General features: G+C 62.5%; 20 protein-coding genes. 7 read left to right on the forward strand and 13 right to left on the reverse strand.

Features of this window, described 5'->3' with window-relative positions:
* Positions 1-8 precede the first annotated feature (8 nt).
* Positions 9-1,208 (forward strand): O-succinylhomoserine sulfhydrylase, encoded by a 1,200-nt coding sequence (gene metZ / locus IPM06_14800; protein ID MBK8771690.1) that lies wholly within the window; start codon positions 9-11, stop codon positions 1,206-1,208.
* A gap of 30 nt (positions 1,209-1,238) precedes the next feature.
* On the opposite strand, the gene IPM06_14805 is transcribed toward metZ, so the two are convergent.
* Genes IPM06_14805 through IPM06_14820 form a run of 4 tightly spaced genes read right to left on the reverse strand, consistent with a single transcriptional unit; the run spans position 1,239 to position 4,590 of the window.
* A complete protein-coding gene (locus IPM06_14805; protein ID MBK8771691.1) occupies positions 1,239-2,384 on the reverse strand; it encodes an N-acetyltransferase in 1,146 nt (381 codons plus the stop codon).
* Positions 2,384-3,145: a glycerophosphodiester phosphodiesterase gene (locus IPM06_14810; protein ID MBK8771692.1), complete on the reverse strand. Its 762-nt coding sequence runs from the start codon at positions 3,143-3,145 to the stop codon at positions 2,384-2,386. Before IPM06_14810 ends, IPM06_14805 begins: the two co-directional genes overlap by 1 nt.
* Entirely contained in the window at positions 3,142-3,606 is a 465-nt protein-coding gene (locus tag IPM06_14815) for a RidA family protein (protein ID MBK8771693.1), read from the reverse strand. The genes IPM06_14810 and IPM06_14815 overlap by 4 nt, the downstream gene beginning before the upstream one ends.
* A gap of 9 nt (positions 3,607-3,615) precedes the next feature.
* The gene (locus IPM06_14820) at positions 3,616-4,590 is read right to left on the reverse strand and encodes a D-glycerate dehydrogenase (protein ID MBK8771694.1); all 975 of its coding nucleotides are present in this window, start codon (positions 4,588-4,590) and stop codon (positions 3,616-3,618) included.
* A 39-nt stretch (positions 4,591-4,629) separates the two neighbouring features.
* Between IPM06_14820 and IPM06_14825 the strand changes: the two genes are divergently transcribed.
* The 3 genes from IPM06_14825 to IPM06_14835 all read left to right on the forward strand — a co-directional run bounded on the left by IPM06_14825 (position 4,630) and on the right by IPM06_14835 (position 6,944).
* Positions 4,630-5,436: a DUF1849 family protein gene (locus IPM06_14825; protein ID MBK8771695.1), complete on the forward strand. Its 807-nt coding sequence runs from the start codon at positions 4,630-4,632 to the stop codon at positions 5,434-5,436.
* 87 nt (positions 5,437-5,523) lie between these two features.
* Complete coding sequence (locus tag IPM06_14830) at positions 5,524-6,225, forward strand: VWA domain-containing protein (protein MBK8771696.1); 702 nt, start codon at positions 5,524-5,526, stop codon at positions 6,223-6,225.
* 20 nt (positions 6,226-6,245) lie between these two features.
* Positions 6,246-6,944 (forward strand): DnaJ domain-containing protein, encoded by a 699-nt coding sequence (locus IPM06_14835; protein MBK8771697.1) that lies wholly within the window; start codon positions 6,246-6,248, stop codon positions 6,942-6,944.
* Here the strand turns inward: IPM06_14835 and IPM06_14840 are convergent, their stop codons facing one another.
* Positions 6,945-8,360 carry an SPOR domain-containing protein gene (locus IPM06_14840; protein MBK8771698.1) on the reverse strand — a complete coding sequence of 472 codons (1,416 nt, stop codon included), beginning with the start codon at positions 8,358-8,360 and terminating at the stop codon, positions 6,945-6,947.
* A 300-nt stretch (positions 8,361-8,660) separates the two neighbouring features.
* Here IPM06_14840 and IPM06_14845 point away from each other — a divergent pair, with 300 nt between their 5' ends.
* Positions 8,661-9,005 carry a phasin family protein gene (locus IPM06_14845; GenBank protein MBK8771699.1) on the forward strand — a complete coding sequence of 115 codons (345 nt, stop codon included), beginning with the start codon at positions 8,661-8,663 and terminating at the stop codon, positions 9,003-9,005.
* A gap of 55 nt (positions 9,006-9,060) precedes the next feature.
* Here the strand turns inward: IPM06_14845 and xth are convergent, their stop codons facing one another.
* The 7 genes from xth to cobA are packed head-to-tail and all read right to left on the reverse strand — an operon-like array spanning position 9,061 to position 15,324.
* Positions 9,061-9,840 carry an exodeoxyribonuclease III gene (xth, locus tag IPM06_14850; protein ID MBK8771700.1) on the reverse strand — a complete coding sequence of 260 codons (780 nt, stop codon included), beginning with the start codon at positions 9,838-9,840 and terminating at the stop codon, positions 9,061-9,063.
* 40 nt (positions 9,841-9,880) lie between these two features.
* Complete coding sequence (locus tag IPM06_14855) at positions 9,881-10,642, reverse strand: sulfite exporter TauE/SafE family protein (protein ID MBK8771701.1); 762 nt, start codon at positions 10,640-10,642, stop codon at positions 9,881-9,883.
* A 28-nt stretch (positions 10,643-10,670) separates the two neighbouring features.
* Positions 10,671-11,405 carry a phosphoadenylyl-sulfate reductase gene (locus IPM06_14860; protein ID MBK8771702.1) on the reverse strand — a complete coding sequence of 245 codons (735 nt, stop codon included), beginning with the start codon at positions 11,403-11,405 and terminating at the stop codon, positions 10,671-10,673.
* Positions 11,395-11,925: a DUF934 domain-containing protein gene (locus tag IPM06_14865; GenBank protein ID MBK8771703.1), complete on the reverse strand. Its 531-nt coding sequence runs from the start codon at positions 11,923-11,925 to the stop codon at positions 11,395-11,397. The genes IPM06_14860 and IPM06_14865 overlap by 11 nt, the downstream gene beginning before the upstream one ends.
* The gene (locus IPM06_14870; protein MBK8771704.1) at positions 11,912-13,567 is read right to left on the reverse strand and encodes a nitrite/sulfite reductase; all 1,656 of its coding nucleotides are present in this window, start codon (positions 13,565-13,567) and stop codon (positions 11,912-11,914) included. Before IPM06_14870 ends, IPM06_14865 begins: the two co-directional genes overlap by 14 nt.
* Before the next feature lie 3 nt (positions 13,568-13,570).
* Positions 13,571-13,909 carry a DUF2849 domain-containing protein gene (locus IPM06_14875; protein ID MBK8771705.1) on the reverse strand — a complete coding sequence of 113 codons (339 nt, stop codon included), beginning with the start codon at positions 13,907-13,909 and terminating at the stop codon, positions 13,571-13,573.
* Complete coding sequence (cobA, locus tag IPM06_14880) at positions 13,906-15,324, reverse strand: uroporphyrinogen-III C-methyltransferase (protein ID MBK8771706.1); 1,419 nt, start codon at positions 15,322-15,324, stop codon at positions 13,906-13,908. The genes IPM06_14875 and cobA overlap by 4 nt, the downstream gene beginning before the upstream one ends.
* 164 nt (positions 15,325-15,488) lie before the next feature.
* Between cobA and IPM06_14885 the strand changes: the two genes are divergently transcribed.
* Complete coding sequence (locus IPM06_14885; protein MBK8771707.1) at positions 15,489-16,127, forward strand: helix-turn-helix transcriptional regulator; 639 nt, start codon at positions 15,489-15,491, stop codon at positions 16,125-16,127.
* On the forward strand, positions 16,124-17,521 hold the full coding sequence (locus tag IPM06_14890; protein ID MBK8771708.1) for an amidohydrolase: 1,398 nt from the start codon (positions 16,124-16,126) through the stop codon (positions 17,519-17,521). Before IPM06_14885 ends, IPM06_14890 begins: the two co-directional genes overlap by 4 nt.
* A 6-nt stretch (positions 17,522-17,527) precedes the next feature.
* Here the strand turns inward: IPM06_14890 and IPM06_14895 are convergent, their stop codons facing one another.
* Positions 17,528-18,280 (reverse strand): aspartyl/asparaginyl beta-hydroxylase domain-containing protein, encoded by a 753-nt coding sequence (locus IPM06_14895; GenBank protein ID MBK8771709.1) that lies wholly within the window; start codon positions 18,278-18,280, stop codon positions 17,528-17,530.

An 18,280-nucleotide genomic window follows, 5' to 3' on the forward strand; every position in this document is an offset into this window, starting at 1 on the left:
ACAGAGCAATGACCAAGAAGACACGCACCAAGAACGCACCCCACTGGGGCGATGCCACGAAACTCGTCCGCGGTGGCCTCGACCGGTCGCACTATGGCGAGACGGCGGAAGCGCTCTACCTGAACTCCGGCTTCGTCTACGACGCGCCCGAGACGGCGGAGAACCGCTTTGCCAACAAGGACGACGGTTACGTCTACGGCCGCTACGGCAACCCCACCGTCACCATGTTCGAGGAGCGCCTGGCGCTGCTGGAAGGGGCGGAGGCCTGTTACGGCGTCGCCTCTGGCATGGCTGCGGTCTACGGTGCACTCGCCTGCCAGTTGAAGGCGGGGGATCACATCGTCGCCTCCAAGGCGCTCTTCGGGTCCTGTTACCAGATCATCACCAACATCCTGCCGCGTTTCGGCATCAGCCACACGCTGGTGGACGGCAATGACATGGCCGCCTGGGCCAAGGCCATGACGCCTGCCACCAAGGCCGTGTTCCTGGAAACGCCCTCCAATCCGACACTAGAAATCATCGACATCGCCGCAGTGGGCAAGATCGCCAAGGACGCCGGCGCCTGCTTCGTCGTCGACAATATTTTCGCCACCCCCGTGCTGCAGAAGCCGCTGGAGATGGGCGCTGATGTGATCGTCTATTCCGGTACCAAGCACATGGACGGGCAGGGCCGTGTGCTCGGTGGCGCCATCGTCTCCACCAAGGCCTTCAAGGAAGAATTGCTGAAGCCCTTCCTCCGCCATACCGGGCCGTCGCTCTCGCCATTCAATGCCTGGGTGCTGCTCAAGGGCATGGAAACACTGAAGCTCCGCGTCGAAGCCCAGAGCGAAAGCGCCCATGCGGTGGCCGAGCATCTCTCGGCCATCAAGGGCGTCAGCCGCGTGATCTATCCGCACCTCGACAGCCATCCGCAATATGCGCTCGCAAAGAAGCAGATGACCAAGGGCGGCACCATGGTGACGTTCGAGGTGACGGGCGGCAAGAAGAAGGCCTTCGACGTTCTGCGCAATCTCCGCCTCGTGGATATTTCGAACAACCTCGGCGACGCCAAGTCGTTGATGACGCATCCGGCCTCCACCACGCACCGCAACATCGGTGAGGAAGCCCGTGCCATGATGGGCATCACCGACGGAATGCTGCGCCTGTCGGTTGGCCTTGAGGACGTGAAGGATATTCTCGACGACGTGACGCAGGCCATCGCCTCGTGATGCCATGCGAGGGGCCCCGCCGCTCGCACCTCACTCCCGTTCCACCCGGAACGGCGAATGTTCGGACAGCACCTGCTGGTTCTCATCGACAGCGGCCCGTTCACTTTCGAGATAATCGGCCACGGCGCGCGACAATCCCGCATGGGCGAAGTGGTGTGAACTGAACGTCTTCACCGGCAGATAGCCCCGCGCCAGCTTGTGCTCGCCCTGCGCGCCCGCCTCCACCACCTTCAGGCCACGTGCAATGGCGAAGTCGATGGCCTGATAGTAGCAGGTCTCGAAATGCAGGAAGGGATGATCCTCGCTGCATCCCCAATTGCGGCCATAGAGCCGTTCGGAACCGATGAGGTTCAGGGCCCCGGCGATGATCCGCCCGTCCCGCATCGCCAGCACCAGCAGGATGTCGTTCCGCATCGTGTCATGAATGCGCGCGAAGAAGTCCCGGTTGAGATAGGGCCGTCCCCATTTGCGGGAACCCGTGTCCATGTAGAAGCGGAAGAAGGCGTCCCAGTGCCGGACCGTCAGGTCATCGCCGGTCACATGCGCGAAGGTGATACCACGCGCCAACACGGCCTCCCGCTCCTTGCGGATGTTCTTGCGTTTCGATGAGGCCAGCGTGGCGAGGAAATCCGCGAAATTGCCATATTCGGCGTTGTTCCAGTGGAATTGCAGGTCCTCGCGCTGCAGGAACCCATGCCCCGCCAGCAAACGCCAATCCTTTTCCGGCTGGAAGGTGATGTGCACAGAGGATGCGCCCAACTCACGCGCTTCCTGTTTCAATCCCTCGGCCAGAGCCACGCGCAGCTCCGGTGTGGCCGCGAGGAGGCGGGGACCGGGCACCGGCGTGAACGGTACCGAGACCTGGAGCTTCGGATAGTAGCGCCCGCCCGCACGCTGGAAGGCATCTGCAAAACCATGATCAAAGACATACTCGCCCATGGAATGCGATTTGAGATAGGCGGGCACCGCACCCACGATCCTGCCTTCGTCCTCCAGCACCAGATGCCGTGGCAGCCATCCCGATTTTCCGCCGACGCAGCCGGATTGTTCCATCGCCAGAAGGAAGGCGTGCGATACCGTGGGATTGCGGTCCGCACCGCCTTGCGCCGCAATCCCATCCCAATCCGCGGCGGCAATGTCCGCAATCGTCTCCACCACCCTCAGGCGGGGGGCCATCAGGCGCTATAGCCCTCGAAGGTGATCTGGTCGGAATAGCGCCGCGCCATCCTTGCCTGCTCTTCCGAACGGATCGTCCACGTGATGATGGGGTGTCCCGCGGCCCGGATGCGCTGCACCGGCGCAAACGGCAAATCGCGGAAATAGAACGAAACGAAATGGGGGCGCGTACGGTTGAGGTGCGAGAACGTCCGCATCTCCAGCCGCCGGTCCACCGAGAGGCCGCTGTAGTAGGAATCAACCGTGCGGTCCGCCGTGATTCCGCGCACCGTCTGCGGCGAGTAGGCCGCGACAGCCGCCACGGCATCGGGATCGAACGACATGATGCAATAGGGGCCATCGTAGCGTTCGAGCACCTGCAACGCCCGCTTCGCCAGGGCCTCATCGCCATCCCAGTGGGACTTCAACTCGATCACCAGCGGCACCTTGCCATCGACCTGATCCAGCATTTCTCCAAGTGTCTGCAAGCGGTTTTTGGAGATACGATAACTGAATGATTTCAGTTCCTTGACCGTGTATTCCTTGACCAGTCCCTGAGCTTCCATCACGCGCTGCAAGGTTTCGTCGTGGAACACCACAGCCTCGCCATCCCGGGTCAGTTGCAGGTCACACTCGATGGCATAGTCACCCGCTATCGCGGCGGCAAAGGCGTCTTCGGTATTCTCGAGAATACCAGCCTTCACATCATGCAGTCCCCGGTGCGCGATGGGCCGTGCCACCAGCCAGGAAAGGTCTCGCATCTGCGGGGTGAAACGCATCATTCGATCTCGACGATGGCTTCCACTTCAACTGCGCAGTTGAGCGGTAGCACGGCAACGCCAACCGTGGAGCGTGCATGCTTGCCCCGGTCGCCGAACACCTCGGCAAACAGGTCGGATGCACCGTTCATCACCTTTGGAACATCGACGAAATCCGGCGTCGCATTGATGAAGCCCACAAGTTTCACCACGCGCGCCACCTTGGTGAGGTCGTGGCCCGTGGCCTCGCTGAGTTGCGCGAGAATGTTGATGGCACAGATGCGCGCGGCCTTCTGGCCATCTTCGAGCGAAACCTCCGCACCCAGCTTTCCCGCAACAGCGATCTTGCCATCCACGAATGGCACCTGGCCCGAGACGAAGATGAGGTTTCCGCTCCTCACAAAGCCTTCGTAACTCGCCACCGGCTTGGCGGGTTTCGGGAGCGTGATGCCGAGGTCTTTGAGGCGGCGTTCAGGAGAGGCCATGTGTGTCACTCAGGTCAGTTTGTCGGGTGGGGTTTTGCCTTCAGCGAAGGCGGTGAGGTTTTCCAGCGCCTTCAGCGCCATGTTCGTGCGCGTGCGCAGCGTGGCGCTGCCAAGATGCGGCAGCAGGAACACGTTCTGAAGGATACGGTAACGCGGATCGATGTTGGGCTCGTTGGCAAAGACATCAAGCCCCGCAGCCGCGATATGTCCGCGCGACAGGGCATCGATCAACGCATTGTCGTCCACGATTCCGCCGCGCGCCGTGTTGACCACGATGGCACCTTTGGGCAGCAGCGCCAGCGTCTGCGCATTGATCAGGTTCCGCGTATCGGCGGTGAGGGCACAGTTGATGGACAGGAAATCGCAGTGCGGCAGCATCGCAGCGAGGTCGGCGTGATAGGTCGCGCCCTGTGCCTCGCCCTCGGCCACGGGCTTCCGGTTGTGATAGTGGATCGTCATGCCGAAGGCCCGCGCCCGGTGCGCCACGGCCTGACCGATCCGCCCCATGCCCAGGATACCCAGCCGCTGTCCCGACATGTCGTGACCCAGCGGCGCCACCATGGAGGCACCCGGCCAGCGGTTGTTGCGCACCATGCCTTCACCCCACGACGCACCCCGCGCTGCTCCCAGCATGAGCAAGAGCGCGATGTCGGCGGTGGCATCCGTCAGTACACCCGGCGTGTTCGTGACCACGAGGCCACGCGTGGCGGCGGCCCGCAGGTCGATGTGCTCATAACCAGCCGAAACCGTGGAGATGATCTTCACCGACAGCGGCAGGCGGTAGATCAGGTCCGCGTCGAACTTGTCCATGGAGGTCAGGGCAATGCCGGAGGCGCCATCGGCGAGCGCGCAGATATCGGCCCCCGAAAGCGCCGTATCGGTGGGGTTGAGGCGGCAGTCGAAGCGCCGCGAAAATGCATCCTCCGCCGCATCGGGCAGCTTGCGGGTGACGAGTATTTTTGGCCTCTTTTCGCCACGGTCCATGCTATCATTGTCTCAATTGATCGGATGAAGTCTTTGACCATGAATCGCCTCGCTTTTTCCAGTGCCAGTTTCGCGGTGCTGTTTTCCCTCCCTGTTGATGCCGCGGCTCTCCAGGCCCACCGCGCGTATTACGACCTGACCGCGAAAAGTATCGAAGCCGGCAACAACATCACCACTGTCAGCGGCAAGCTGGCCTACGAGATCACGGGTTCCACCTGCGAGGGCTATGCCGTAAGCTATCGCGTCGCCAACCGCATCGTTTTCACCGAGGGCGGCCCGCAGGTGAGTGATACGCAGCTCACCACATGGGAATCGGGCGACGGGCTCGAATTCAACCTGACGCAGAAGCAATTCATCGATTCCAAGCTGAGCAGCGAGAGCCGCATCAAGGTCACGAAAGACACCGAGACGCTTCCGGGACAGGGCGAGATCACCACCGGCAAGCCGAGGCAATTCACCATCCCGGGCGCAGCCATCTTTCCCACCCGCTTCCAGGAGAAGCTGATCGAGGCCGCAAGCAAGGGCGAGAGCCGCGATGTCTCGCTGGTGTATGAGGGATCGGAAGAAGAGAAGCCCTTGCGCGTCATCAGCTTCATCGGCAGCAAGCGCCCGGAAAGCGGCATTCCCGAAAAGATAGGCGGCGAAATGTCAAAGGCCCCGGTCTGGCCCATGTCGGTGAGCTACTACCTGGATGAAGCGAAATCCGATGCGCAGCCCGTCTATCAGGCCAGTTTCCTGATGCTCGAAAACGGCATCACCACGGATCTCGTCCTCGACTACGGCACCTATGTCCTTGACGGCAAGCTGACCAAACTTGAACTGCTCAAGGACAGCACGTGCCCTTAGCGGCGCGCTGCAAGAAACGCCTTTAAATTGCGCCGCCGCTTCCTATCTCTACGCGCGACCGGTTCCAGTGCCGGGTGAGGGGTGACGATGAACCAGATCCGCAAGAATGCCGCCGCGCCATCCGACGGTGGCGATGTGTCGGCCTTTCTCGACAGGGTGAAAACCATGGCGGTCGCGGACGCCAGTGGCGAGGGCCGCCTCATCTTCGCCATGGACGCCACCATGAGCCGTCAGCCCACCTGGGATGCCGCACTGACGATCCAGTCCCGGATGTTTTCGGAGACGAAGAAAGTTGGCCAGTTGCAGGTTCAGCTTGTCTATTTCCGCGGCTTCAATGAATGCAAGGCATCGAAATGGGTGGCCGACCCCGATGCGCTCTCCCGGCTGATGACGGCGGTGGAGTGCCGCGGCGGCAACACGCAGCTTGCCCGGGTGCTCACCCACGTGAAGGCGGAATCAGCCCGCAGCGGCGTCAGCGCCGTCGTTTTTGTCGGCGATGCCTTTGAGGAGAACGTCGACGCCATCTGCCAGACGGCGGGCGAAGTGGGCCTTCTCGGCACGCGCCTTTTCATGTTCCAGGAAGGGAACGACGCCACGGCGGAGCGCGCCTTCCGCGAAGTGGCCCGCCTGACCCACGGCGCGTATTTGAAGCTGGATGCGGCGAGCCCCGGCGTGCTCGCTGAATTGCTGGGTGCCGTGGCGGCCTATGCAGCGGGTGGCCGCAAGGCGCTTGAAACCCGCGCCAAATCCAGCAATGCAAGCCAGGCGCTGCTGAAGCAGCTGAAGTAGCCGGGACGGAAACTCAGAAGATGCCGCAATTCCTGATCGCCCTCATCATTGTCGTGGGCGGACTATGGCTCATCCGCAAGTCGGCCCGCATGCCGCCGCAGGCTGCGCGCGGCTTCGTGCAGAAACTTGCGGGCAGCGGCATCATGGCCTTCGCCGGGTTGCTGGCCCTGCGCGGGCAGATGAACCTCGCCATCGGAGTCTTCCTCTTCGGCCTGGGCCTCGTCGGCAAGACGGCGGTCTTTCCCAACGGCTTTCCGTGGGGCGGCCAGAAGTCGGCTGGGCAGAAAAGCCGCGTGGCCACCGCTTATCTTTCCATGGAGCTAGATCACGACTCTGGCAGCATGGATGGCGACGTGCTGGCGGGCCCCAGCAAGGGCAAGCGGCTCTCACGCCTCACCGATACCGAACTCATGAACTTCCACGGCCTCTGCGGCGGCAGCGGTGACCAGAGCCGCGCGCTCCTGGAAGCATGGCTGGACCGCAACCGTCCCGAATGGCGTCAGGCCTGGGGTGGCGGAGCAGGGGCGGCGCCGTCCGCCGCGGGCCGCATGAGCAAGGACGAAGCCTACGCCGTGCTTGGCCTGAAGTCCGGCGCCAGCGCCGACGAGGTGCGTGCCGCGCACCGCCGATTGATGAAAGAATTCCACCCGGACAAGGGCGGAACGGATTATCTCGCGGCAAAGATCAACGCCGCGAAGGATGTGCTGCTGGGAACCTGATCAGCCGTTCGGCGAAAGCACGGCGCAGTCCTTGCCGAGGCGCGCGACCTGCGCGCAGGATTTCTTGGCCGACATTTCATCATAGCCCGTGACCAGCAGGCGATAGAGCGTCTTGCCATTGCGTTGCACGGCGATCGTTTTCGGGTCCTTGCCGGCAAGGCGTGCCCCGTCCTTGGCCTTCAGCTTCGCCACCACATCGGAAGCGCTCTTGCGGGTCTTGAAGTCGCCGATCTCAACCGCCCAGACGGCAGGCAGAGTGCCCACCGCTATGGCGTCCACATCAGCCTGTGTCGCGGGCTTCTTCACCTGGAAGGGAAGGGCCTTCTGCGCGGGAGGTTGGACAGAGGCAACTTGCGAGGGTTGCTCAGCGGCGGGCGCGTCATCGCTGCCGTCCATCGAGCCTGCAAGTTCGGCTTCAATCACCTTGGGGCCGCCCTGGTTTTGGCCTTCGGCGGCATCCTCATCGGTATCGCCTGCGTCAGCCGAAGCACTGTCAGCAGCGGCGGCGAGAGCAGCGGTATCGGGCTGCTGTTGTTCATCCTGCGCCTCGGCCTGTTCGACATCCTTGCCCTTGAGGGCCTTCAGCGGGTCGGCGATGCCCGCTGCACTTCCCGCTTTCGCCGCGACCATCTTGCCGTCCACGGCCTTGGGGAAGGCGCGCGTCAGCATGCCCATCATGTAGGTGTCACGGCTACCGGCGGTACGGCCGCCCAGCACCACGCCCACGAGACGCTTGTTGCCCCGGCGCACCGACGAAACGAGGTTGAAGCCGGACGCGTTGATGTAGCCGGTCTTGATGCCATCCGTGCCGGGATAGCGCGTCACCAGCCGGTTGTGGGTCTTGATCACCCGCCCCTTGAACACGAACTGGGTGGACCGGAAATAGGGATAGTACTGCGGGAAGTCGCGCATGAGGCGAAGGCCCAGTGTTGCCTGGTCGCGCGCCGAGGTGATCTGCCGCGGATTGGGCAGGCCCGAGGCGTTCACGTAGGTGGTCCGGCTCATGCCGATTCGCCGCGCCGTCTTGGTCATACGGGCCGCAAAGGCGGATTCGCTGCCACCGAGGTTTTCGGCAACCGTGGCAGCCACGTCATTGGCTGACTTGATGATGAGGGCGAAGATCGCCTGCTGTACCGTGATGGTCGATCCGGGCTTGAGTCCCATCTTCGAGGGCGCCATTCCGGCTGCCCGCGCCGAGACGCGCAACGGCGTCGACATGGTGATGCGCTTGTTCTTCAGGTCCTCGAACACGAGATAAAGCGTCATCATTTTCGTGAGCGAAGCAGGATGGCGCAAGCCATTGGAATCCTGGTCGAAAATTATCTTTCCGTTACGCGCGTCCACAGTCAGGGCGGCAAACTTGCCACGCGCCTCGGCCGTTCCGGGAAGGACGGCAAGGAAGCTGAGGGCGAACATCAAGAAGAGGGCTGTGAGCCTGCTGGGCAACGTCAAACGCAAATCTACACCTGTCCAAAACCGTTTCGGGATCCGCCGGAGCGGAGCCGCCAGCCCCCGGTGGCAGCAGCGAAAGATTAAAATTTTACGGATACGCTATTACCATTGGGTAAACTCCGAAGCAGCCTCCGGTTCGTGGCCCCGCGTTTAATTGACGGTCGGCCATGTTGCAATGCAAAATTCCAGCTTGACAATCATGTTGCAGTGCACATATAGCGATCACAACAGGTTGCCATCCAGGTACCTCAGGAGATCAACAAAATGAAGTCGTTTGAAGACATGCAGGTGTTCGGCAAGGAAGGTTTTGAAGCCATGGTTGCCTCCAGCACCGCCATGACCAAGGGCTTCCAGGCGATCGCCCAGGAAGTTGCCGACTATTCGCGCAAGTCCGTGGAAATGGGCCAGGGCGCTTTCGAGAAGGCTACCGCTGCCCGCTCGTTCGAGCGCGTTCTCGAAGTGCAGCAGGGTTTCGCCAAGGAAGCCTATGAGTCCTTCGTCGCCCAGGCCAACAAGCTCGGCGAGATGTACTCTGCCGCCGCCAAGGAAGCCTACAAGCCTTACGAGTCGTCTTTCGCCGCCTTCGGCGTCAAGACCGCTGCCAAGTAATCACATCACTTCGGTGATTGAGTAAAAACCCGCCGTCAGTAGCCGGCGGGTTTTTTCATTTCAGGGTGATGACCACGGGCACATGGTCGGAAGGCCGTTCCCAGCCCCGCACCCGCGAATGAATGTCCGCCGCCACCAGATGATCTGCAGCCTGCGGAGAGAGCAGGTGGTGATCAATGCGGATGCCATTGTTCTTCTGCCATGACCCGCCTTGATAATCCCAGAAGCTGTAGGCATCCGTTTTCAGCGGGTGGAGGGAGCGATAAGCTTCCGTCAGGCCGATGGACTTCAACTCCGCAAAAGCGGCGCGCGTCTTGGGCAGGAACAGGGCATCATGCGTCCAGTTCTGCGGGAAGCGGGCGTCGGCGGCATCGGGGATGACGTTGTAGTCACCCGCCAGCACAAGCGGTTCCTCGTTCGCCATGGCCGACGCGGCAAAATCCTGAAGCCGTTTCATCCAGGTGAGCTTGTAATCATACTTCGGGCCGGGTGCCGGATTGCCGTTTGGAAGATAAAGCGAAGCCACCCGCACCACGAGCGGACCGAACACCGTGGCTGCGATGAAACGAGCATGGTCATCGCCGTCACCACCCGGAAGGCCCTTGACCACATCTTCCATCCGGTGCCGCGACAGCAGGGCAACGCCATTGTAGGTCTTTTGCCCATGCACGGCGCAAGTGTAGCCCAAGGCCTCGAACTCCAGCGCCGGAAAGGCATGGTCCTCACACTTGATTTCCTGCAGGCAGACAACGTCCGGCTGCTCCTCCTTCATCCAGGCGAGAACGCCTTCGAGGTGAGCCTTGACGGAATTCACGTTCCAGGTGGCAATGCGCATGGACGGCAGATTGCCCGTGCCGCTGCTGCACCGCAAGCGTTCAGGCTGAGATGAGGCGGTATGCGCCGATGCTGATGGCGAGGAGACCAACCGCAACCGTAAGGGCGCGCTTCGGCGTGATCTTGGACAGAAGCCCGCCAAAGAAGGCCGCCGGAATGCCACCGATCACCAGCCCCGCCACGGGGAGTGCCACGCTGCGCCAATCGGAACCACCCTCCCAGTGCCCCACGAAAAACGCGGTGGCGTAAGCTGAGAACACCGTGACGGCCACGAAGAATTCCGCAAAATTGGTGGAGCCGATGGCGTAGCGGGACTCGGTTCCGGCCCCGAGCAGGCTTGTGGTCACGACAGGCCCCCAGCTTCCGCCGATGCCCTCGATCAACCCGCCCGCAAAGCCGATGGTGCGCCGCCACGCCGCCGGTAGCACGCGTGGTGCCGAACCTCGCACGCCACGGATGACGATGAGGCTTCCGACGAAGAGGAGGTAGATCGTGATCGTGGTCGTGAGCCACGCGCCCTTGAGCCCCGTCAGCAGCAGCATGCCGATGGCGCCGCCAAGCCCGCCGAAAATGCAGAGTGCAGTTACCAGCGGCCAATCCAGGTTGCGGTGATAGAGATGCGACAACGCTGCCGTTCCCGTCGTCGGGATCTTCGCGGCATTGACGCTGGCCGACGCCAGCGCCGGAGGTACGCCAAGCCCCAGCAGCACCGACGACGAAATCACGCCAAAGCCCATGCCGAGCGCACCATCGCAAACCTGCGCGGCAAAGCCGATGGCGGCAAAGATGAAGAACTCAAGCATGTCGAACGGTCCCCGGATCAGAGTTGGATCAGCGCACGTCCGCCGCCGCACGTGCCACCGTCCGGATGATTTGGCCATTGGCCGCAAAGTGAATGCCGCACTCGGTCTTGTCGCTACCCTGCCAGCGGCCGGCGCGCGGATCATCTTCCGTCCCGCCTGCCGCCGTGCACGGAACACAGCCGATGGAATGATAGCCAGAGCTCTTCAGCGGATGGCTGGGCAGGTGGTGGGCCTGTACGTAGTTGGAAAGATCAAGGGCCGAGAAGGCAGCCAAGGGTTCGATCTTCAGCTTGCCATCCTGCTCGCTAACGAATCCGAGGTCTGAGCGAGCGGCGCCATGGAAGCGCTTGCGGCCCGAAATCAGCACGTCGAACTCTTCCGTCGCCCGCGCCAGCGGCACCGTCTTGCGGATGTGGCAGCACAGGTCCGTGTTGCTGCCGTGCAGCGCGCCATCAGAATCGGTGCGCGCCAGATCAGCGGTGTCGGGCGCAATGACGCGCAGGCCCGTGAGGCCAAGCTCCTTTACCAGCCGGTCGCGATACGCGATGGTTTCATCAAAGAGCTTGCCCGTGTCGAGGAACAGCACCGGCAAATCCGGAGCCACTTCCGAGAGCATGTGCAACAACACCGCCGATTCCGCCCCGAAGGATGAGAGCAGCGCCACGCGGCCCGGGTAATCTTTCACCACATGGGTGATGAGATCACGGCCCTCGATCCCGGCATAGCGTTCGACGATGGCATTGAATGATTTGTTATCCGGCATGGGGCTGTTCCTCCCATGGTGTGAAACCCTGGTGACGCTCCGACCACACCTCGCGCTCGCCCGCCTTGCGGAACAGGCCACGCTGATAGGCGAGCGACATCTGCCGCGATGCCTTCTGCCAGGCTTCGAGACCGAACCGCTCCGGCACCTCGAAAGTGTCAAAGCCCACCTGAAGCATGAACTGCAACTGGTCCGGCAGGATGTTGCCGGTGGCGCGCAGTTCCGACTGGTAGCCATCGAGACGCAACTGCCGCGCCAGCGAATAGGAACGTCCATCCGTGTAGGCCGGGAAGGGCAGCGCGATCAGCGCAAGCTGCGGCACATAAGGCGTAAGATCATGTTCCCGCGATGTGTTGGTGAGGCGCACACCCAGGAGGCCCGGAAAGCGCACGAGGTCATCCCAGTCGCGCACCAGCCGTTCTACCGACACGGTCAAACGCTGCTGGTCCGCAACGGGAGTCTCATCGTCCAGGTGAACCCATTCGTCTGCAACGAAGGAATTGTTCTTAAGCAGCGGCATAGAGGGCCTCCTTGAAGGGCTTGGCGCCGACGCGGCGATAGGTGGCGAGGAATTCCTCGCCCGCATGGCGGGTCTTGAGATAGGTGGCGAGAATCTTCTCGATCACGTCGGGCACGTCTTCAAAAGCGAAACCCGGTCCGAGGATCGTACCGATGGCGGCATTCTCGGATGACGATCCGCCCAGCGTGATCTGGTAATATTCCTCGCCCGCCTTATCGAGGCCGAGGATGCCGATGTGGCCGACATGGTGATGGCCGCAGGCATTGATGCAGCCCGAAATGTTGATCTTGATGTTGCCGATGTCCTGCTCGCGGTCGAAATCCGCAAAGCGGCGGCTGATCGCCTGGGCAATCGGAATGGAGCGCGCCGTGGCGAGGGAGCAGTAGTCGAGGCCCGGACAGGCGATGATGTCGCCCGCGAGACCATAGTTGGCGGCGCCAAGCCCGTGCTCGGAGAGCGCCTGCCAAACGGCAAACACATCGCTCAGCTTCACATGCGGCAGCACGATGTTCTGGGCATGCGAAACACGCAGTTCGTCGTGCGAGTAGCGTTCGGCGAGGTCGGCCATCACGCGCATCTGTTCGCCCGTGGCATCGCCGGGAATTTCGCCCGGCGCCTTCAGCGAGATGTTGACGATGGCGTGGCCATCCCGCTTGTGGGTGGCGAGGTTGTTCTTCGCCCAACGGGCAAACGCCGCATTGCCGCGCCTGGCATCCTCGAAAGCCGGATTGAAGCGCGACAGCTTCTCGAACTTGGGATCGGCGAAATAGGCGGTGATGCGCGACAGCTCGCGCTCTTCCACCTGCGTCTGTTGCTGAGGGTGGCGGGCGTATTCGGCCTCCACTTCGCTGCGGAACTTCTCCGCGCCGATCTCATGCACAAGGATCTTGATGCGCGCCTTGTACTTGTTGTCGCGGCGGCCATAGAGATTGTACACGCGCATGATCGCTTCGAGATAGGGGATTAGCTCCTTCTCCGGCAGGAACTCGCGCACCGTGACGGCGATCATCGGCGTGCGGCCCTGGCCGCCACCCACCATCACCTCCCAACCAGCCTCGCCCTTGTCATTGCGGTGCAGGCGCATGCCAATGTCATGCACCTTCACGGCGGCGCGGTCGTGCGGCGCCCCCGTGATGGCGATCTTGAACTTGCGCGGCAGGAAGGAAAATTCCGGATGCAAGGACGACCACTGGCGGATCAACTCGCCCACCGGGCGTGGGTCTGAAATCTCGTCGGCGGCAGCACCGGCCCAATGGTCTGTCGTCACATTGCGGATGCAGTTGCCGGAAGTCTGGATGGCGTGCATCTCCACATCCGCAAGCGCCTGCAGGATGTCGGCCGCGTCCTCCAGCTTGATCCAGTTGTACTGGATGTTCTGGCGCGTGGTGAAATGGCCATAACCCTTGTCATACTTGTCGGCGATCATGCCGAGCTGGCGCATCTGCCGCGATGACAGCGTGCCGTAGGGAATGGCGACCCGCAGCATGTAGGCATGGAGTTGCAGGTAGAGGCCGTTCATCAGGCGCAAGGGACGGAACTCGTCCTCGCTCATCTCGCCGGAAAGGCGGCGATTGGCCTGGTCGCGGAACTGCGCGGTGCGCTCGCCGACAAACTGGTGGTCGAATTCATCGTAGCGGTACATGGCTCAATCCTTGAAGACGGGAAAGCCGCCGGCTGTGCCGTTGGCCTGCTTGCCGAGGTCGGGACGAACACTCGGGCCGAGTGTCCGCACGCGCTCGCGGAAATGGTTGGCGCGGATGCGCCCGTTGATGCGCTCGGCATCGAAGAAATATTGGCCTGTCACGAGGGTCTTCTTCACATCGTCGAGGGCGCGCGTTTCCAGCGCCGCCTTGGCCTGCGGTTCGAGCGCCAGAACGGCGTCATCGATCTTCTCGCTCCACACGCCGGCACGGGTGAGGAACACGACCTCGCCGTCCCGCAAGCGGTTTGCGGTCATCACCTGACCCTTTTCGATTTCATTCATGATGCAGCTCTCAGGATGGCGTCGCGGATGTCTTCGCGAACGGGGAAGGGGACGATATCGGCAGAAGCGATGGTCGCCGCGCCGGCCTTGGCCAGACCGACGTAGATGATGGTGGGGCCGCTCAGGCCGTGGGTGTGCACGCACTCCCACAGTTGCCCGATGGTCGTTTCCACGACACGTTCCGTGGGCAGCGTGCCGTTCTCCACCAGTGTCACCGGCGTCGAGGGGCGGATACCGGCGGCAAGCAGGCGGGCAGATACATCGCCAGCGGCGTTGAGACCCATGTAGATCGCGAACACCTGGCCGGGTTTGGACAGCGCCTGCCAATCGTGATCGGCAAGTCCGGAGTCACTCGCGGCAGTGAGGAAGGTGATGGCGCGGTTCTGACCGCGCTGTGTGAGCGGCAGCTTGGCCGCCGCCGCACAGCCCATGGCAGCTGTGATGCCCGGCACCACATCGACGGTAATGCCAACGGCTTCCAGCGCTGCCTGTTCTTCGCCGCCCCGGCCGAACATGTAGGGATCACCACCCTTGAGGCGCACGACATGAAGTCCCTTGCCCGCCTCGCGCAGGAGAATGGCATTGATTTCGGCTTGCTTCGGTGAAGCCTCGAAAGGCGTCTTGCCCACGGGAATGCGCACCGCGTCACGGCGCGACAATTCCAGCACACCGGGCGAGACCAGCCGGTCATAGACGATGACATCGGCCTCCTGCAGCTTCCGGTGCGCCTTCAGCGTCAGCAATTCCGGATCACCGGGGCCAGCACCCACCAGCGACACCCGACCTTGGGCAGGCTTTGACTGCGCATAGACCGCATCGTGGAAGGCAAGGTCGAAAGCAACGTCGTCGTCCTGTTCAAGGGCCGCCCGCGGCCCCCCGAAGAAGAAATCGTGCCAGAAGGCGCGCCGGCGGTTTCCCGCAGGAACGAGATTGGCCACGCGCTCCCGCAATCCCTGTGCCCGCGCGGCAACCTTGCCGAGGCTGTGGGGCAGGAGACCATCGATCTTGGCGCGGATGCTCTGTCCGAGCACGGGCGCTGTTCCTTCCGTGCCGATGGCAACAACAACCGGGTCGCGGTCCACGATCGAAGGAACGATGAATGTGGAAATATCAGCTTCGTCGACGGCGTTGACGGGAATGCCCCGGGCCTGCGCCTCGGCACTCACCTGCGCATTCAATGCCTTGTCAGCCGAGCACACGAGCGCCGCACCATCCAGCAGGGCCGGGCGGAATTCCGTGCCGACCCAATGGACGCGCGAGCTCTCGGCCAGTTCCGCGTGCAGTTGCGGGGCGACCACTTCGATGACGGCATCGGTCTTGAGCAGCAGGCGCACCTTGCGCAACGCTTCCTCGCCACCGCCAACAACCACCACCCGGCGGCCCTGCAGGTCGACGAAAATCGGGAAATACCGCATCTGATCGCTCCCTTGTTCGGTTCACCGGACAGAACCGCCCGGTTGACCATTCCCATCGTTTCTAGTTGAAAAAGCCCTGCATTTCAGGCAACTTCGGCAATATCAACAAGTCAGAACGGGTTGTTCGTTATTCCGAACAGCGGATTTAATGAAGGATGCGGCGGATGTCAAGGCGGGTAGGACAGGGCGGTAACGGCGGCCGGGCGGCGAAAGGCGCGGCCGAGGCCGAAGACAAGTCCGCTGACCTGGGCAAGACCATCCAGCGCCTGCGCAAGGCCTACAACCTCTCGCTCGGCGAACTCTCCGAACAGTCCGGCGTCGCCAAGTCGATCATCTCGCAGATCGAGCGCAACGAAACCAACCCGACGCTCTCGACTGTCGTGAAGCTGTCCCGCGCCCTCGACACGACAGTGGATGAAGTGCTGCGCGGCGAGACCCAGTCGCTGTTTATGGAGCACCAGCAGAAATCCGCGGTGCCGATTCTGGAGAGCCAGGACGGCCTGTGCCGCCTCGCCATTGCCGGGCCGCTCAACCTCCTCGACTATTTCCAGTGGTACGACTTCCACGCCAAGCCGAAGGGCGTGCTCGAGTCGTCACCGCACCCCACGGGCACCATTGAACATCTCTACGTCGTGACCGGCGAACTTGAGGTGACGACAGGTGGCGAGACCCGTATTGCCCGCACCGGCGAGGCGCTGCGCTACCGCGCCGACGTTCCCCACAAGATCGTCAACATCGGCGACACGCCAGCCCACGCCGTCATGATGCTGGCGCTGCGCCAGTTCGGTGTGGCCAGCACATGAACGCCGCCACCCATGACGCGGTGGCCAAGCACGTCGCGCGCCTGAAGCCGCACATCGAAAATCTGTTTCGCGCCCAGTGGGAAGATCCCGAACTGCCTGGCATGGAATACCGCTCCGCTGCACGCCTGCGCCGGTTCCTGTCGGATCATGGATTTGATGTGGGCGATGCACCGGGCAATATCCCCACGGCCTTCGTGGCCCGGAAGCGCAAAGGCAACGGCCCTGTCGTCGCCATTCTCGCCGAATATGACGCGCTGCCCGGCCTCGCTGCCGAAGCGAAAGACACCTACGCGCCGCTTCCCCTCGCAGCAGGCCACGCCTGCGGTCACAACCACATCGGACCCGCCAACACCGCCGCCGCCATCATCGCAGCTGCCGCGCTGGCGGAAGGAGAGGGTGGCGGCGAAATCCGCGTCATCGGCTGCCCCGCCGAGGAAATCCTGTGGGGCAAGATCGCGCTTCTCGATGCGGGCGCTTTCGACGATGTGGACGTGGTCCTCACCTCCCACGGCGATTACCAGACGGGCGCACTGTCACGTCCCTGCCAATCCGTTGTGATGGGGGAGTTCGTCTTCCTGGGCCGCGCCGGTCACGCAGGTTTCAAGACCGCCGCCAACGCCTTGCTCGCCGCTGAAGCATTTGTCGCCGAAGTGGAACGGACCGGCCGCCGCGATTTTGCCGCTGGGCAATTCCGCCACGTTCTCCGCCGCGCCGGCGTGACACCTGGCATCACGCCAGACGAAGTGCGGGTCTGGTATCAATCCCGTGCACCCCATATCAACCAGGCCCGCGCCGCTTACGGCATGATGATTGCAACGGCGGAACGGATCGCGGCAGAGCAGGGCCTCCGCTGGCGTGAGCAGTTCATCTCGGAAACGCGCGGCTACCTGCCCAACGATGTACTGGGACGTGTCCTCGCAGATTGCATGAAGGACGTCGGCCCGCCGCAATGGTCAACCGATGATGTGGCGTTCATGTCAGAACTCACCGCCTCCTGCGCTCCGGGCGAACCGATGCGACTCGACCGCACCACCCGCTATTTCAATACGGGCGAGGACTACTATGGACAGGATGACGGTGAAGTCTCGTGGCGCGTGCCGCTGGGCCGCGTGAACTGGGCCTATCCGGAACAGGTGCCCATTCACCACTGGGCCTGGACGGCACTCTCCGGCCATCCCGCGAGTTTTCCGGGACCGCTCATGGCCGTGCAGGCGTTGGCGGCAGGTGCAGTGGCTATCCTGCGTAATCCATCCCATGTGGAAATGGCAAAGGCCGAACTGCAGCGCCGCACCGCTGATACTCCGCCCGACCGTCCGCGCCTCGGCGCACAACGCACCCTGCGTGACGCCCCTGAAACATTCTGGAATGCCACATGGACGGAAGTGTCGCCCTGAGGGATTTCAGTCCTCGTGTGACATCTTCTCCAGATTGTCGTTGTAACGTTTCGCCGCCGCCTCGAAGCGCGCCTCGAAATTCGCCATGTTCTTCTTGGGCTCCTGGTAGAAGGCCGTCAGCTTCATCAAGCGGATGAAGCTGTTGTTCACGGCGCGGCCGAGGGCACGCATCGGGCGGTCGAAATCGAAGAGCAGGATCACGCGCTCCTCGTCCGTGTCGTTCCACACCTCATGCTCATAGGTATCATCAAACACGAAGATTTCGCCGGGCCGCCACACCTTGATGACATCCCCCACACGGATGCGGCACTTCTCCGCGTCCTTTGGAATGATCAGGCCGAGATGGGCGCGCAGGATCCCCTTGCTCACCCCACGGTGAGGGCGGATGTGATAGCCGGGCGAAAGGATGGAGAACCACGCCGTCTGGAGATGGGGCACCTCAGAGAGCAGCTTCGCGGTGACTGGTGCCTGCGTGCAATTCTTCTCCAACCGCTCACCGAAACCGTAGAGGATGAAGGTACGCCAGTTCTTGCCCGTCGAAATCTTGTGCTGGTCGGGAGAGACATCATGGAAGGCCGGAATGGCATCGCGGTGTTTGAGGATCGTCTCAGCCTCGCCCCGGATTGTCTGAAAGTTGTCGACGAACACCTGAAGATGCGGGAAGAGGGCGGTCTCGATCACGGGCAGATCGCCCACCAGCGATTGCTTTCCGAGGAACGCCGCAAGATTGCGCGTCACCCATCGGCCGGTATTCTTCAC

The sequence above is a fragment of the Hyphomicrobiales bacterium genome (genome assembly GCA_016710435.1).
In the GTDB taxonomy this organism is placed as follows: Bacteria; Pseudomonadota; Alphaproteobacteria; order Rhizobiales; family Aestuariivirgaceae; genus Aestuariivirga.

Excerpts from the sequence above, each read along its gene's own strand:
- metZ (MBK8771690.1), top strand. The coding sequence starts at position 9 with ATGACCAAGAAGACACGCACCAAGAACGCACCCCACTGGGGCGATGCC.
- IPM06_14825 (MBK8771695.1), top strand. The coding sequence starts at position 4,630 with ATGAATCGCCTCGCTTTTTCCAGTGCCAGTTTCGCGGTGCTGTTTTCC.
- IPM06_14855 (MBK8771701.1), bottom strand. The coding sequence starts at position 10,642 with ATGCTTGAGTTCTTCATCTTTGCCGCCATCGGCTTTGCCGCGCAGGTT.
- IPM06_14865 (MBK8771703.1), bottom strand. The coding sequence starts at position 11,925 with ATGCCGCTGCTTAAGAACAATTCCTTCGTTGCAGACGAATGGGTTCAC.
- IPM06_14815 (MBK8771693.1), bottom strand. The coding sequence starts at position 3,606 with ATGGCCTCTCCTGAACGCCGCCTCAAAGACCTCGGCATCACGCTCCCG.
- IPM06_14835 (MBK8771697.1), top strand. The coding sequence starts at position 6,246 with ATGCCGCAATTCCTGATCGCCCTCATCATTGTCGTGGGCGGACTATGG.
- xth (MBK8771700.1), bottom strand. The coding sequence starts at position 9,840 with ATGCGCATTGCCACCTGGAACGTGAATTCCGTCAAGGCTCACCTCGAA.
- IPM06_14870 (MBK8771704.1), bottom strand. The coding sequence starts at position 13,567 with ATGTACCGCTACGATGAATTCGACCACCAGTTTGTCGGCGAGCGCACC.
- IPM06_14830 (MBK8771696.1), top strand. The coding sequence starts at position 5,524 with ATGAACCAGATCCGCAAGAATGCCGCCGCGCCATCCGACGGTGGCGAT.
- IPM06_14860 (MBK8771702.1), bottom strand. The coding sequence starts at position 11,405 with ATGCCGGATAACAAATCATTCAATGCCATCGTCGAACGCTATGCCGGG.
- IPM06_14805 (MBK8771691.1), bottom strand. The coding sequence starts at position 2,384 with ATGGCCCCCCGCCTGAGGGTGGTGGAGACGATTGCGGACATTGCCGCC.
- IPM06_14885 (MBK8771707.1), top strand. The coding sequence starts at position 15,489 with ATGTCAAGGCGGGTAGGACAGGGCGGTAACGGCGGCCGGGCGGCGAAA.
- IPM06_14845 (MBK8771699.1), top strand. The coding sequence starts at position 8,661 with ATGAAGTCGTTTGAAGACATGCAGGTGTTCGGCAAGGAAGGTTTTGAA.
- IPM06_14890 (MBK8771708.1), top strand. The coding sequence starts at position 16,124 with ATGAACGCCGCCACCCATGACGCGGTGGCCAAGCACGTCGCGCGCCTG.
- IPM06_14840 (MBK8771698.1), bottom strand. The coding sequence starts at position 8,360 with ATGTTCGCCCTCAGCTTCCTTGCCGTCCTTCCCGGAACGGCCGAGGCG.
- IPM06_14875 (MBK8771705.1), bottom strand. The coding sequence starts at position 13,909 with ATGAATGAAATCGAAAAGGGTCAGGTGATGACCGCAAACCGCTTGCGG.
- IPM06_14820 (MBK8771694.1), bottom strand. The coding sequence starts at position 4,590 with ATGGACCGTGGCGAAAAGAGGCCAAAAATACTCGTCACCCGCAAGCTG.
- IPM06_14810 (MBK8771692.1), bottom strand. The coding sequence starts at position 3,145 with ATGATGCGTTTCACCCCGCAGATGCGAGACCTTTCCTGGCTGGTGGCA.
- cobA (MBK8771706.1), bottom strand. The coding sequence starts at position 15,324 with ATGCGGTATTTCCCGATTTTCGTCGACCTGCAGGGCCGCCGGGTGGTG.